This window comes from Pseudarthrobacter sp. W1I19 (genome assembly GCF_030817835.1).
Taxonomy (GTDB): Bacteria; Actinomycetota; Actinomycetes; order Actinomycetales; family Micrococcaceae; genus Arthrobacter.
The window spans coordinates 1,622,705-1,636,633 of the sequence record NZ_JAUSZR010000001.1; the positions used below are offsets into that span (position 1 = coordinate 1,622,705).

The following is a 13,929-nucleotide window of genomic DNA, read 5'->3' on the forward strand; positions in this document are numbered from 1 at the left end:
GCCGGAAGTGTCGGGTAAAGTAATTTCTCGTGCTGAGGGGCACGGAGCAGGGCAAAAGCCCTGAATCCGGCCCGAAAGTATCATTGGGATATGGTGTAATTGGCAACACTACGGTTTCTGGTACCGTCATTCTAGGTTCGAGTCCTGGTATCCCAGCTCTGTTCAGAGCCCGCTAACGGGCAGGAGAACAGACGGTTTCAGCCGGTCCGCCGATTTGAAACCACAGCGAAGTGTATGAAAGAATCACTGAGCTTGACCAGCGGAAACGCCGGTCAGAAGTACGGTAAAGTACACGGCCCCATCGTATAGCGGCCTAGTACGCCGCCCTCTCACGGCGGTAACGCGGGTTCGAATCCCGCTGGGGTCACCAATGAAACGGTCCCGGGCAGATGCCCGGGGCCGTTTCGCGTTTCACTCGAAATTCGGTGTGGGCCCTCCTTCATGGAACTCATCGCCCTGGCCCAAACCCGAGAACGCCCCATCACGTCCTGCAGCTAAACGGGTGACGCTCCATCACGTCTTGTTGCCTTTCGCACATGCCCGGTTAGCGGCCCCACATCCCTCCATCACGTCCTGCAGCTAAAAGGGCAACGCGCCATCACGTCCCGCAACCGGTAACGCCCGGTCACTCCTGGCACCGACTCGAGGTGATCTCGCGCACGTTGCGCCGGCAGCAGTGCCGTCGAACATCACCAGAGGTGATGGGGCGTTGGAGGGGCTGCAACCCACGGCCGCAATATCTTTGGAACTGATAGGGCCCTGCGGAACGCGACCAGCCTGCCCTGAACTGGCATGATGTTCCTGTGACCTCCCGGAACGAGCGGAACGAGCAGGACTTACCGCGCGACGCACAGCCAGCGCCGCCGGCGATGGCGGCTGTGGCCCTGCTGGAAGAGGTGCGGGATGACCTTGCCGCTGCCTCGCTGCCGCTGGCCTTGCCCGAGGCAGAACAGGCCAGGCGCGACGCCGCCAGCGCCGTGGCCCAGCTGGACGACTACATCCTCCCGCGGTACCGCAGCCTGGACGCCCCGCTGCTGGCCGTCGTCGGAGGCTCCACCGGGGCGGGCAAGTCAACGCTCGTCAACGCCTTGGTAGGCCATCCCGTCACCCGGTCCGGAGCCATCCGCCCCACCACACGCCAGCCCATCCTGCTGCACCACCCGTCGGAGGCGGCCTGGTTTGAGGGCCAGCGCGTCCTGCCCACCCTGAGCAGGATCCGCGGATATGTCGCCAGCAGGCCGGTGCCGGCCACCAGCGCCGGGCCGCTCCCGGACGCCGGCGCCATGTCCTCCCTTGTCCTCGTGGCAGACCCCGCCATGCCCGAAGGCATCGCACTCCTGGACGCTCCTGACGTCGACTCCATCTCCGACGACAACCGCAAGCTTGCGGGGCAGCTCCTCGCCGCTGCCGACCTGTGGATTTTTGTCACCACTGCCAACCGCTATGCCGACGCCGTTCCCTGGAGACTGCTCCTCGACGCAGCCGGCCGGGACATCATGGTGGCAGTAGTTCTGGACCGGGTGCCCCAGGGGGCGGAAGCCGAGGTCAGCGAGGACCTGCGCAGGCTCCTGGACCGCGAAGGCCTGGGTGCCGCGCAGCTGTTCATCATTCCGGAGACTGCCCTCGACCCGCTGGGCATGCTCCCCGCCGCTACAGTCCTCCCGCTGCGCACCTGGCTGGCGGATCTTGCTGCCGACTCTGCAGGCCGTTCCGACATTGCACGCCGCACCCTGAACGGGACCGTCAGGGCCTTGGCTACCCGCGTTGCTGAAGTGGCCCAGGCCGCGCGGGAACAGCAGCGGGCCGTAGGCAACCTCGAAGCCGCTGCCGTGTCGGCCTACAACGGCGGGGCTGCCCGCATCCTCGATGCCACCAGGGACGGCTCACTCCTTCGCGGCGAAGTGCTGGCCCGCTGGCAGGACTTCGTGGGCACCGGGGAATTCTTCCGGACCCTGGAACAAAACGTTGGCCGGTTCCGCGACCGGCTGGGCGCCTTCTTCCGGGGCGAACCGCCGCCCGCCATCCGGGTGGAAGCAGCCATCGAGACAGGCTTGCAGGCCGTCATTGTGGATGAAGCCGCAAATGCTGCCGAGGACACGGACCAGCGCTGGCGGACCGACCCCGCCGGGCGTCATCTGCTGGGTACTGACGACCTTTCCGGAACCACTCCCGGGTTCGAAGACAGGGCGGCCGCCGAAATCAGGGCCTGGCAGGAAGCCCTGATGGAGATGATCCGCACCGAGGGCCAGGGAAAGCGGACCCAGGCGCGCTGGCTGTCCTTCGGCATCAACGGCCTGGGCGCTGCCCTGATGATCGTGGTGTTCTCCATGACGGCCGGACTGACAGGACTCGAAGTGGGTGTGGCGGGTGGTACCGCCGTGGTGGGCCAGCGGCTGCTGGAAGCGGTCTTCGGGGAGGATGCTGTCCGCCGTATGGCCGAAAAAGCCAGGGAAGACCTGCACGTGCGCTGCCAGCGGCTGCTGCAGGACGAACAGCAGAAATTCCTGTCGCGGCTCCCTGAACATGACGACCCTGCCGCCGGGTCCCTCGCGGCCCACGCGGAGGCGCTGGCCCGGCTGGCGGACGCTGCATGAGCCGCCACACCGACACCCGCGATTCGTCGCGGCTGGACCGCAGGCTCACGGCCCTGAACGACGCCCGGGAACTGGGCGAAGGTGTCCTTCCCGACGAGTCTCTCCAAAACGTGTTCAGAGTGCTGGAGCGTGCCAGCTCCCGGCGGTCGCTGTCCGCTGACCACACCGTGGTGGGATTCTTCGGTGCCACCGGCAGCGGCAAGTCCTCGCTGTTCAATGCTGTGAGCGGAGCGGAAATCGCGACGGCGGCAGCTCGGCGTCCCACCACCTCTGAACCTCTGGCGGGGGTGTGGGGAGCTGAGGGCAGCGAACCGCTGCTTGACTGGCTGGAGGTCCGGAACCGCCATCATGCAGCAGCCGTGGATGGCTTCGCCGGCGAGGACACAGGGCTGATCCTGCTGGACCTGCCGGACTTCGATTCCACCAAGGCAGCGAACCGTGAAGTGGTCCAGCGGATGGTGGGCCTGGTCGACGTCCTGGTCTGGGTCCTTGATCCCCAAAAGTACGCCGACGCAGCTGTCCACAATGACTTCCTGTCACGCCTGGCCTCGCACGGGGCCGTCACACTGGTGGTCCTCAACCAGGTGGACCGCCTTCCTGCCCACGACGTGCAGCCGGTCCTGGAATCCCTGCGGGCAATCCTTGCCCGCGACGGACTCGCCAAGGTCCAGGTTCTCGCGGCGTCCGCACTCACCGGGACAGGGGTGGACAAGGTCCGGGATGCCATCCGCGGCGTCGCGGTGAAACGTAAAGCCCAATCGCAGCGGCTCACTGCCGACATCACCCGGGCCTCGGCGGAATTGGGCGCAGTGTCCGGTGCCGGAGAGGCGGCCGGGGTCCGGCCCGCTGCAAAGACGCGCCTTGCGGACGAGCTGGCAATTGCAGCGAACGTTCCTGCTGTGGTCCGGGCCGTGGGGCAGTCCTACCGGCTGGAATCGGTGAAGCGGACAGGCTGGCCCGTCACCCGCTGGCTTTCCCGCTTCCGGCCGGATCCGCTGCGACGGCTTAATCTGCGCAGCACGGCACCTTCTGAATTGAACCGGACCTCGCTGCCCTCAGCCGGAGCGCCGGAGCGTGCCCGGACTGATGCGGCGGTGCGCGAATTTGCCGACGCCGCCAGCGCCGGCGCCCCTGGTCCGTGGCGGGCAGCTATCCGGAGCGCCGCGAGGGAAGGCAGGGAGCGGTTGTCCGATGCCCTTGACCAGGCCATTGCCGGAACCGACCTGGGCGCCAACCGGAAGTCGTGGTGGTGGGGTCTGTTCAATGTGGTGCAATGGCTGGCGCTGCTCACAGTCCTGGGAGGGCTGGGCTGGCTCGGCGTCCTGGCCGCGCTTGGCTACTTCCAAATGCCAGTACCGGAAGTGCCCAGGGTGGAGGGCTGGCCGGTGCCGACGCTGATGATCGCCTTGGGGGTGGTCCTGGGGATCTTCCTGGCCATCACCGGCCGTTTCATTGCGGCGGCCGCCGCGAACGCCCGGGCTGCGCGGGCCCGGAAACGGCTTAACGCAGCGGTTGCCGCCGTGGCCCAGGAACTCGTTGTAGAACCTGTGGAGGTTGAAGTCAGCAGGCTTTCAGCCTTCAATGCGGCACTGAAGGCGGCGGCCGGGTAGAAGTACGGCGCCGGCCGGGAGTCAGTCAGCCGGCCGCGGAGAGTTCGACGGCGGCATCCCTTACTTTGATGAGGGTGCGCAGATTCCGCGTGGTTGTGGAGGCCTTGAACCTGGTCTTGGCCGTGACTTTGCTGAACGGACTGTCGAGGGTTCCCCCGGCGGGGGCCAGCCAGGCCAGCGCCTCGGGGCCCAGCCGCTTTTGCTCCGCGCCCTCCAAGGCGGCGCCGGCCGCGTCGAGTTCATCCAGCATGCCAATATCGGAGGAGAGCGTGATGTAGGTGTGCGTCGTCTTATCGTCGTCCGGGTAGGGGCAGGCAGTTACCAGTTCCGCCACCCGGGCTGCGTCCAGGACTACCACCCAGGCGTCATAGCCGAAGGTGTCCCGGAGGCATTTCTCGCACTCCCGTTTTACTGCGGCGGCTTCCAGGTTGCTGGTCAACACCACGTTTCCGCTGGCAAGCAGGGTCCGGGCGTCCGGAAAACCGGCGGACGTGAGCGCCTCCCGGAGCGCCGCCATCTTGATGTTGATGCCGCCCACGTTGATGCCCCGAAGAAACACTGCATAGCTGCCCATGGCGAAATCCTAGCGTCCGCAGCACCGCGGCGAGGGCAAGCCGGCAGGCAGGCGTTAGTGCGTCAGTCGTTGTTTTTCCGCAGCGCCTCGGTGAGGATGCGGCCGGCGTTGCACACCACCTCGGCATGCAGCCTGCCGGGCTGGCGGGTGAGCCGTTCAATAGGACCGGAGATTGAAACTGCCGCAATCACCCGGCCCGAGGGTCCGCGCACCGGTGCGGACACTGACGCGACCCCAGGCTCGCGCTCGCCGAGGCTCTGGCCCCAGCCCCGCCGTCGTACTCCTGCCAGGACGGTAGGCGTAAAGCGGGCAGACTGCAGCCCCTCGAGCAGCCGGTCGTGGTCTTCCCATGCCAGCAGCACCTGGGCGGCCGATCCGGCCTTCATGGACAACTGCGTGCCAACCGGAATGGTGTCGCGCAGGCCGATGGGGCGCTCGGCGGAGGCCACACAAACGCGCCAGTCACCCTGTCGGCGGAAAATCTGGGCACTTTCGCCGGTGGCGTCACGCAGCTGCATCAGCACCGGCCCGGCGGAGGCAATCAGGCGGTCCTCGCCGGCAGCAGACGCAAGTTCCACCAGGCGGCTTCCCAGGACAAAGCGGCCCTGGATGTCACGGCTTACCAGTCGGTGGTGCACCAGGGCCAAAGCAAGGCGATGGACTGTGGGACGGGCCAGGCCCGTTGCCGCCACAAGCTGGGCAAGCGTGGTGGGCCCGGCCTCTAGTGCATCAAGCACCTGGGCCGCTTTATCAATGACTCCGACTCCACTAGAATTGTCCATGTAATGATATTGCCGTCTCATTATCTGAGATGCAAATCTTTCGGCTGGCGCAGTGCGAAGGCGTACTGGTTCAGTGGAACTCATCAGTCAACAGCAGTGAAGGGAGATGGCCATGGCAAAGACATTGGCCGAGAAAGTCTGGGACGCGCACGTGGTGCGCAAAGGCGACGGCGAAGGTGCCAATGCCCAGCCCGACCTTCTTTTCATCGACCTCCACCTGGTCCACGAGGTCACGTCCCCGCAGGCGTTCGAAGGCCTGCGCCTGGCCGGCCGCCAGCTGCGCCGCCCGGACCTGACCATCGCCACGGAGGACCACAACACTCCCACGCTGGACATCGACAAGCCTATCGCCGACCTGACCAGCCGTACGCAGATCCAGACGCTGCGCAACAACTGCGCCGAGTTCGGTGTGCGCCTGCACTCCCTCGGCGACGCCGAGCAGGGCATCGTCCATGTGGTGGGTCCGCAGCTGGGCCTCACGCAGCCGGGCATGACGGTGGTCTGCGGCGACTCGCACACGTCCACCCACGGCGCCTTCGGGGCGCTGGCCATGGGCATTGGAACCTCCGAGGTGGAGCACGTCATGGCCACCCAGACGCTGTCCCTGAAGCCGTTCAAGACCATGGCCATCAACGTTGAAGGCACGCTCCGTCCGGGCGTCACCGCCAAGGACATCATCCTGGCCGTCATCGCCAAGATTGGCACCGGAGGTGGCCAGGGCTACGTCCTGGAATACCGTGGTTCCGCCATCCGCGCCCTGTCCATGGATGCCCGCATGACCATCTGCAACATGTCCATCGAGGCAGGCGCCCGCGCCGGTATGGTGGCTCCGGACGAGACCACGTACGAGTACATGAAAGGCCGCCCGCACGCGCCCCAGGGCGCCGACTGGGACGCCGCCGTCGAGTACTGGAACACCTTGCGTACCGACGACGACGCCACCTTCGACGTCCAGGTGGACCTTGATGCCAACACGCTGGAGCCGTTCGTTACCTGGGGCACCAACCCCGGCCAGGGCGTTTCCCTGTCCGAATCCGTGCCCTCGCCGGAGGACTTCGGCGACGAGAACGCCAAGGCTGCCGCCGAACGCGCCCTGCAGTACATGGGCCTCGAAGCCGGAACACCAATGAAGGACATCCGGGTGGACACCGTCTTCCTGGGCTCCTGCACCAACTCTCGAATGGAAGATCTCCGCGCTGCCGCCGACATCATCCGCGGACGCCAGAAGGACCCCAACATCCGGATGCTGGTGGTCCCGGGCTCTGCACGGGTCCGCCTGGAAGCCGAGGCCGAAGGCCTGGACAAGGTCTTCAAGGACTTTGGCGCTGAATGGCGTTTTGCCGGCTGCTCCATGTGCCTGGGCATGAACCCGGACCAGCTGGAGGTGGGGGAGCGCTGCGCCTCCACGTCCAACCGCAACTTCGAAGGGCGCCAGGGCAAGGGCGGCCGGACCCACCTGGTGTCCCCGGTGGTGGCCGCAGCCACGGCTATCCGCGGCACCCTGAGTTCGCCGTCGGACCTTGATCCCGATCCGGTGGTTGAGCCTGCCGAAACCCCCATCCGTACCGACGCAGCCTAGGACACGCCATGGAAAAGTTCACCACCCACACCGGAATCGGCGTCCCGCTGCGTCAGAGCAACGTGGACACGGACCAGATCATCCCCGCTGTCTACCTCAAGCGCATCACGCGCACAGGCTTCGAGGACGCCCTGTTTTCCGCGTGGCGCAAGGACCCGTCCTTCATCCTGAACCAGGAACCGTTCAACGCCGGTTCCGTCCTGGTGGCGGGCCCCGACTTCGGCACCGGCTCCTCCCGCGAACACGCTGTCTGGGCGCTCAAGGACTACGGCTTTAAAACTGTACTCTCGTCCCGGTTCGCCGATATCTTCCGCGGCAACTCCGGCAAGCAGGGCCTGCTCGCGGCACAGGTGGCGCAGGACGACATCGAACTGATCTGGAAGGAGCTCGAGAACGCCCCCGGTACCCAGGTCACCGTGGACCTCGTCTCCAAGACCGTAGTGTGCGGCAACATCGTGGCGCCCTTCGACATCGACGACTACACGCGCTGGCGCCTGCTCGAAGGACTGGACGATATCGGGCTGACGCTCCAGCACGAGGCGGACATCACTGCCTATGAGGCCACCCGCCCCGCCTTCTTCCCCAAAACCCTGCCGGCCCGCCTTTCCTGAGCGGGCGGAAGTACCTCCGACTGTGCGACGGCGGCCCGCCACGCCCTGCCGCCGTCGCACGCGTATTTCGGTTCGGTAACGCGACCTCCTATGCTTGGTTGGAGCCTTTGCAAGGTTTTGTGGGCTAGTTATCGTGAGGAAACCGGTATATGAGTAGTGTTCTGACAATCCGTGGCGGAGTCCCGCTGGCGGGCCGCGTGAGCGTCCGGGGAGCGAAAAACCTCGTTCCCAAGGCGATGGTGGCAGCGTTGCTGGGCAACGAGCCGTCCGTGTTGCGGAACGTGCCGGAGATCAAGGATGTGGAGGTCGTCACCTCCCTCCTTCAGCTCCACGGTGTGACGGTGGTCAAGGACCCGGTCAACGGGGACCTCACCCTGGACCCAAAGGCGGCCAAGACGGCGCCAAGCACCGCAATTGACGCCCACGCCGGCGACTCCCGGATTCCCATCCTGCTGTGCGGTCCCCTGATCCACGCCATCGGCGAAGCCTTCATTCCCGATCTCGGCGGCTGCAAGATCGGCGACCGTCCCATCGACTACCACCTCGATGTGCTGCGCCAGTTCGGTGCCGTGGTGGAGAAGCGGCCCGGCGGCATCCACATCTCCGCCCCCAAAGGCCTGCACGGCGCCAAGATATCCCTGCCCTACCCGTCCGTCGGCGCCACTGAGCAGGTGCTGCTGAGCGCCACCCGCGCGGAGGGCATCACCGAACTCTCCGGAGCGGCAACGGAACCGGAGATCATCGACCTGATCGCCGTGCTGCAGAAGATGGGCGCCATCATCAGCGTCCAGACCGACCGCACCATCCGCATCGAAGGCGTCCGTGACCTCGGCGGCTACAACCACCGGGCGCTCTCGGACCGCAACGAATCGGCGTCGTGGGCATCCGCTGCGCTGGTGACCAAGGGTGACATCTTTGTTGAAGGCGCCTCACAGCGCGACATGATGACGTTCCTGAACACCTACCGCAAGGTGGGCGGCGGGATGGACATCGGCGAAGACGGCATCCGCTTCTACCACAAGGGCGGAAAGCTCAACCCCCTGGTCCTGGAGACGGACGTGCACCCCGGTTTTATGACCGACTGGCAGCAGCCGCTGGTGGTGGCGCTGACCCAGGCTGAAGGTGTTTCGATTGTTCACGAGACCGTGTACGAGAACCGCTTCGGCTTCACAGATGCGCTGATCCGGATGGGCGCCAGCATCCAGGTGCACCGTGAGTGCCTGGGCAGCGTGCCCTGCCGGTTCGGTCAGCGGAACTTCCTGCACTCGGCAGTCATTTCCGGGCCCACCCAGCTTAAGGGAACCGACATCGACGTGCCGGACCTCCGCGGCGGCTTCAGCCACCTGATCGCTGCCCTGGCCGCCACGGGAACATCCCGCGTAACCGGAATCGACATCATCAACCGGGGCTACGAGCGCTTCACCGAAAAGCTTGCCGGGCTGGGCGCCGACTTCGACATCACCCCCACGAAGTAGCGGAACCGACGTGAAAGAGTCTGCGAAAAGCAGGGCCACCTTTATGTTCATCGCCGGCATTGTCCGGCCCTTGATGAACCTCATGATGAGCAAGAAGTGGGAGGGAACGGAGAAGCTTCCCGCCGGGGGCTTCATCGCGGCCCCCAACCACTGCACCGAAATTGATCCGCTGGTGGTGGGCCACATGCTGTACAACCAGAAGCGTGCCCCGCACTTCCTGGCCAAAGCGGGCCTCTTCAAGGTTCCTGCATTTGGTTGGCTGCTCCATGCCACCAAGCAGGTCCCGGTGGAGCGTTCGACTGCGGGAGCGAACCGCTCGCTGCAGGTTGCGCAGGAGATCGTCGCCGAGGGCGGGGCCATCATCATCTATCCGGAGGGCACCCTGACGCGTGATCCGGACCTGTGGCCGATGAAGGGCCACACCGGCGCCGCGCGCCTGGCCCTTGAAGGCGGCATTCCCGTGGTTCCGATCGCCCACTGGGGCGCGCACGAGGTGTTCCCGCGCTACGGCAAGAGGTTCCACCTCTTCCCGCGCAAGCGGTCCCGTGTTCTAGTCGGCGATCCTGTAGACCTCAGTGCCTTCTTCGGCCGTCCCCTGGACAAGGCCACACTGGCCGGAGCCACTGACGCCATCATGGATGCCATCACCGGTCTCCTTGCGGAGCTCAGGGGAGAGCAGCCGCCGGCGGTGCGTTGGGATCCGGCAAAGCAGCAGCAGTCAAAGCACGGGCGCTTCGTGGAGCGCGGCCAGGCCCAGACCGGCGAACGGACGCCCGGTGATTCCTGAGGGGACGGTGATTCCTGAAGGGATACAGGGGGGATCGGCCCGTTCCGTTGCCGTGCTCGGGGCCGGCTCCTGGGGGACCACGTTTGCGAAAATCCTGGCCGATGCCGCCACCGCCGCCGGTGAGCCGCGTGCCATCCGGCTGTGGGGCCGGCGCACTGAAGTGGTGGAGGAAATCAACACCTTCCACCGCAACAGCCAATACCTGAAGGACATCGCCCTCCCGGAGAGCATTACGGCCTCCACAGAGGTCCGTGAGGTGCTGGCCGGCGCCGATCTGGTGATACTGGCTGTGCCGGCCCAGTCCCTGCGCCCGCAACTGCGCGGGTGGAAAGGCATGATTGCCCCCGGCGCCATGGTGGTTTCACTGATGAAGGGACTGGAACTGGGCACCGATGCCCGGATGAGTGAGGTCATCAGTGAGGAACTTGGCGTTCCAACGGAACGCATCGCCGTCGTTTCCGGTCCCAACCTTGCCATGGAGATTGCCCGCGAGGAGCCCACAGCATCCGTGGTGGCCTGCACTGATTCCGCTGCTGCCGGCTGGATAGCCCGCACCTGCACAGCACCATACTTCCGGCCTTACACCACAGCGGACATCGTGGGGGTGGAAATCGGCGGCATCGTTAAGAACGTCATCGCGCTGGCAGTAGGTATTTGCGAGGGCCGGCAAATGGGGGACAACACCAAGGCTTCCGTTATCACCCGCGGCCTTGCCGAAACATCCCGCCTGGCGCTGGCGCTGGGCGGGGACGCGAAAACCATGGCAGGCCTGGCAGGCCTGGGTGACCTGGTGGCCACGTGCTCTTCTCCGCTGTCGAGGAACCATACCGCGGGGCGGCTGCTCGGCCAGGGCCTGACGCTGGAGGAAGTGGGCCAGAAGATGACCCAGACCGCCGAAGGCATCAAATCCGGCCAGGCCGTCCACGAACTCGCGGCAAAGCTTGGCGTCGAGATGCCCATCACGGCCGCCGTCGTCGCTGTGCTGGCAGGCAAGCTGTCCGTTGACCAACTGGGGCCTGTCCTGCTGGCCCGGGAACTGAAACCTGAAGGCGATTACTGACCATGTCCCACCACAATCTCACCGCATCAGAACCGGCCGGCGGGGCAAAGCCCCGGGTGGCGGTGTTGTTCGGCGGACGTTCCAGCGAGCATGCCGTGAGTTGCGTGACCGCTGCCGGCGTCCTTGGTGCCATTAACAAGGACAAGTATGAAGTGATCCCGATTGGGATTGCCAAGACGGGGCAGTGGGTTCTGGCCCCCGCCGATACCGGGCAGTGGTCACTTGCCGCATCCTCGCTGCCCGAGGTGGTCCCGTCGTATAAAACGGTGACGCTGGCCCAGATCGGCGGCGAACACCAGCTGATCGTGGCTTCCCCGAACGAGGTTCCACAGGAGCTCGGAGCCGTAGACGTGGTGTTCCCCTTGCTGCACGGACCGTTCGGCGAAGACGGCACTATCCAGGGGCTCCTGGAACTCTCGGACACGAGGTACGTCGGAGCCGGCGTCCTGGCCTCCGCAGTGGGCATGGACAAGCACTTTATGAAGGTGGTTTTTGAAGCTGCCGGGCTTCAGGTGGGCCCCTATATCGCCGTGACCGACAGGCAGTGGCGCAAGGATGCTGAATCCGTGCGGAAGCAGGTTGACCGCCTCGGTTTCCCTGTTTTCGTCAAGCCTGCGAGGGCTGGATCCTCGATGGGTATTTCGAAGGTGGACTCGCTGGAGGAGCTGGACGCTGCCATTGAGGAAGCACGGCGGCACGACCTCAAACTCGTCGTCGAAGCGGGAATCGTGGGCCGCGAAATTGAATGCGCAGTCCTTGAAGGCAGGGGCACCGATGCCCCCCGCACCTCCATGCCCGGCGAGATCTCCGTTGCCGGGGGCACGCACGAGTTCTACGACTTCAATGCGAAGTACGTTGAGGACGACGCCGCAGCGCTCAGCTGCCCGGCAGACCTGCCCGAGGAAGCGATCACCAGGGTCCGTGAACTTTCGGCGGCTGCTTTTGACGCGGTGGGTGCAGAGGGTTTGAGCCGGGTGGATTTCTTCTACACACCGGATGGCCAGCTGATCATCAACGAGATCAACACCATGCCGGGCTTCACCCCCAAGAGCATGTACCCGCAGATGTGGGCCGCCTCCGGCCTGGGATACGCGGACCTGATCGACGAACTCATCTACCTGGCACTGAACCGGAAGACCGGCCTGCGCTGACCTTTGGCGGTGGTTGAGTTGGCCGGGCGTTGAGCTTGTCCGGCGGTTGAGCTTGTCGAAACCTACTGGCTTTGCGGGAGGTCCTGCAGCTCCTCCTGGCCCACGCAGTTCCGGCTGGCCGGGACCTCTGCTGCGGCAACGGCCAGGTCTGCAAGTACCGTGGCGGAACTGATCCTGTCCGGGTCCATCAGGATCTCCGTGGCGGGCTCCCGGCCGTAAGTGGTGAGCGTCCACACCGGGTCGCCTTCCTTGATGACCCAGTCGATCCCGTTGACGGTAACGCACCGGTCGGTAGTGGGTCCCGGCACATTGACGCCGCATCGCAGGACCACCAGTGAGGGATCGCCCCAGGCGGCAGTTGCCTGGCTGTTCGTCTTGCGGAGGGCTGAGTCCCCGATGGCCTCGGGGAGCGCCACCATCATGGGGGCGCAGGCCGGGTTCGCCGCATCCTTGGCGGCCGGCACGTCCACCACCGGTGAACAAGCAGCCAGCGGAAGGGCGGCAAAAGCCCCGATCAGCGCCATCCTGGCACGGCGGGCGGTCAGGGAGGCGTGGGGGTGGTGCATGATCCAAGCCTATCGCCGGAGCCGGGCCGGTCAGGACACCAGGAGGTACGGCCAGCCAATGTCCGTGGCCCGCTGTAGCGTAGTGGCGTGCCAGAAAACCGTTTGACCGTCCCCCCGCAGCCCTCAGCCGTTGCTGCCCTCTCCGAAGCCGAATTGCTGGCCCGGATCTTCCCCCGCCTTTCCATGGCCGGGTCCTACTCAGAGGCCACGCTGTTGGGTCCGGGGGATGACGCTGCCGTGGTGGCGGCGCCGGACGGCAGGACTCTCATCAGCATTGACACGCAGGTCCAGGACCAGGATTTCCGCCTGGAATGGCCAAACGGCTACCGGACCACCGGGTTCGACGTCGGCTGGAAGGCCGCGGCGCAGAACCTCAGCGACATCAATGCCATGGGGGCCACCGCCACGTCGCTCGTCGTGAGCCTCACCCTCCCGCCCGAGACACCGGTGAGCTGGGTGGAAGACCTTGCGGAAGGGCTCACTGCCGGCATCAAGGACCTCGGAGCAACCAGATGCTCGGTGGCGGGCGGCGACCTCGGCCGCGGCCGGGAAATTTCGGTCACCGTCGCCGTCCTCGGCACCCTCGACGGCGGTCCTGCAGTGCTTCGGTCAGGGGCACAGCCGGGGGATGTCCTTGCGCTTGCCGGTATGGCCGGGCATGCTGCTGCTGGCCTGGCCCTCCTGGAGTCGACCGAAAACGTTGATGCCCTTGGGGAACGTGAGCGCGCCTTCCTCGACCTGCAGTGCAGGCCGCGGCCACCGCTGGAAGCCGGTCCCGCAGCACGGACGGCCGGTGCCACGGCCATGCTGGATGTCTCGGACGGACTGCTCCGGGATGGGTTGCGGCTGGCTACGGCCAGCAGCGCCGCAATCGACCTGGACCCGGCACAACTGCACGTGCTGGGGGAGGTGCTGCGGCCTGCCTCGGAGCTGCTGGGCACGGACCCGGCGGCCTGGGTGCTCAACGGCGGGGAGGACCACGGCCTGCTCGCCACATTCCCTGCTGATGTTCAGCTGCCAGCCGGATTCACTGCGATAGGCTCAGTACAAGCATTGGGAAGCAATGAAAGCCCGAGCGTCAAAATTGCGGGCCGGCCCGCGGACGCCGGGGGATGGGATCACTTTGCACACTAAGGTTGC

12 protein-coding genes and 2 tRNA genes are annotated in these 13,929 nt (G+C 65.7%); 11 read left to right on the top strand and 3 right to left on the bottom strand.

Annotated elements, in window-relative coordinates; genetic code table 11:
- The first annotated feature begins 84 nt into the window (after positions 1 to 84).
- The 4 genes from QF038_RS07545 (at position 85) to QF038_RS07560 (ending at position 4,204) form a co-directional block, all read left to right on the top strand.
- Positions 85 to 156: transfer RNA gene (locus QF038_RS07545), tRNA-Gln, on the top strand.
- A 138-nt stretch (positions 157 to 294) separates the two neighbouring features.
- Positions 295 to 370: transfer RNA gene (locus QF038_RS07550), tRNA-Glu, on the top strand.
- 499 nt (positions 371 to 869) lie between these two features.
- Positions 870 to 2,594: a dynamin family protein gene (locus QF038_RS07555; protein ID WP_307613426.1), complete on the top strand. Its 1,725-nt coding sequence runs from the start codon at positions 870 to 872 to the stop codon at positions 2,592 to 2,594.
- A complete protein-coding gene (locus QF038_RS07560; protein ID WP_307609580.1) occupies positions 2,591 to 4,204 on the top strand; it encodes a GTPase in 1,614 nt (537 codons plus the stop codon). The genes QF038_RS07555 and QF038_RS07560 overlap by 4 nt, the downstream gene beginning before the upstream one ends.
- A gap of 25 nt (positions 4,205 to 4,229) precedes the next feature.
- Here QF038_RS07560 and QF038_RS07565 read toward each other — a convergent pair whose 3' ends face one another.
- Together QF038_RS07565 and QF038_RS07570 are read right to left on the bottom strand one after the other, a co-directional pair.
- A complete protein-coding gene (locus QF038_RS07565; RefSeq protein WP_307609581.1) occupies positions 4,230 to 4,778 on the bottom strand; it encodes a DUF1697 domain-containing protein in 549 nt (182 codons plus the stop codon).
- Positions 4,779 to 4,840: 62 nt separating this feature from the next.
- Positions 4,841 to 5,560, bottom strand: coding sequence for an IclR family transcriptional regulator (locus QF038_RS07570; protein WP_009356552.1), 720 nt, complete (start codon positions 5,558 to 5,560; stop codon positions 4,841 to 4,843).
- A gap of 112 nt (positions 5,561 to 5,672) precedes the next feature.
- Here QF038_RS07570 and leuC point away from each other — a divergent pair, with 112 nt between their 5' ends.
- The 6 genes from leuC (at position 5,673) to QF038_RS07600 (ending at position 12,223) form a co-directional block, all read left to right on the top strand.
- Positions 5,673 to 7,139, top strand: coding sequence for a 3-isopropylmalate dehydratase large subunit (leuC, locus tag QF038_RS07575; protein ID WP_307609582.1), 1,467 nt, complete (start codon positions 5,673 to 5,675; stop codon positions 7,137 to 7,139).
- Between the two features lie 8 nt (positions 7,140 to 7,147).
- Positions 7,148 to 7,750: a 3-isopropylmalate dehydratase small subunit gene (leuD, locus tag QF038_RS07580; protein WP_307609583.1), complete on the top strand. Its 603-nt coding sequence runs from the start codon at positions 7,148 to 7,150 to the stop codon at positions 7,748 to 7,750.
- Between the two features lie 149 nt (positions 7,751 to 7,899).
- The gene (murA, locus tag QF038_RS07585) at positions 7,900 to 9,225 is read left to right on the top strand and encodes a UDP-N-acetylglucosamine 1-carboxyvinyltransferase (RefSeq protein ID WP_307609584.1); all 1,326 of its coding nucleotides are present in this window, start codon (positions 7,900 to 7,902) and stop codon (positions 9,223 to 9,225) included.
- A 10-nt stretch (positions 9,226 to 9,235) separates the two neighbouring features.
- Positions 9,236 to 10,012 (top strand): 1-acyl-sn-glycerol-3-phosphate acyltransferase, encoded by a 777-nt coding sequence (locus QF038_RS07590; protein ID WP_307609585.1) that lies wholly within the window; start codon positions 9,236 to 9,238, stop codon positions 10,010 to 10,012.
- Positions 10,002 to 11,072, top strand: coding sequence for an NAD(P)H-dependent glycerol-3-phosphate dehydrogenase (locus tag QF038_RS07595; RefSeq protein ID WP_373461537.1), 1,071 nt, complete (start codon positions 10,002 to 10,004; stop codon positions 11,070 to 11,072). Before QF038_RS07590 ends, QF038_RS07595 begins: the two co-directional genes overlap by 11 nt.
- Positions 11,073 to 11,074: 2 nt before the next feature.
- Positions 11,075 to 12,223 (top strand): D-alanine--D-alanine ligase family protein, encoded by a 1,149-nt coding sequence (locus QF038_RS07600; RefSeq protein WP_307609586.1) that lies wholly within the window; start codon positions 11,075 to 11,077, stop codon positions 12,221 to 12,223.
- Positions 12,224 to 12,285: 62 nt separating this feature from the next.
- Here QF038_RS07600 and QF038_RS07605 read toward each other — a convergent pair whose 3' ends face one another.
- Positions 12,286 to 12,789, bottom strand: coding sequence for a DUF3515 domain-containing protein (locus tag QF038_RS07605; protein ID WP_307609587.1), 504 nt, complete (start codon positions 12,787 to 12,789; stop codon positions 12,286 to 12,288).
- Positions 12,790 to 12,876: 87 nt separating this feature from the next.
- Here QF038_RS07605 and thiL point away from each other — a divergent pair, with 87 nt between their 5' ends.
- Entirely contained in the window at positions 12,877 to 13,923 is a 1,047-nt protein-coding gene (gene thiL, locus QF038_RS07610; RefSeq protein ID WP_307609588.1) for a thiamine-phosphate kinase, read from the top strand.
- Positions 13,924 to 13,929: the final 6 nt, after the last annotated feature.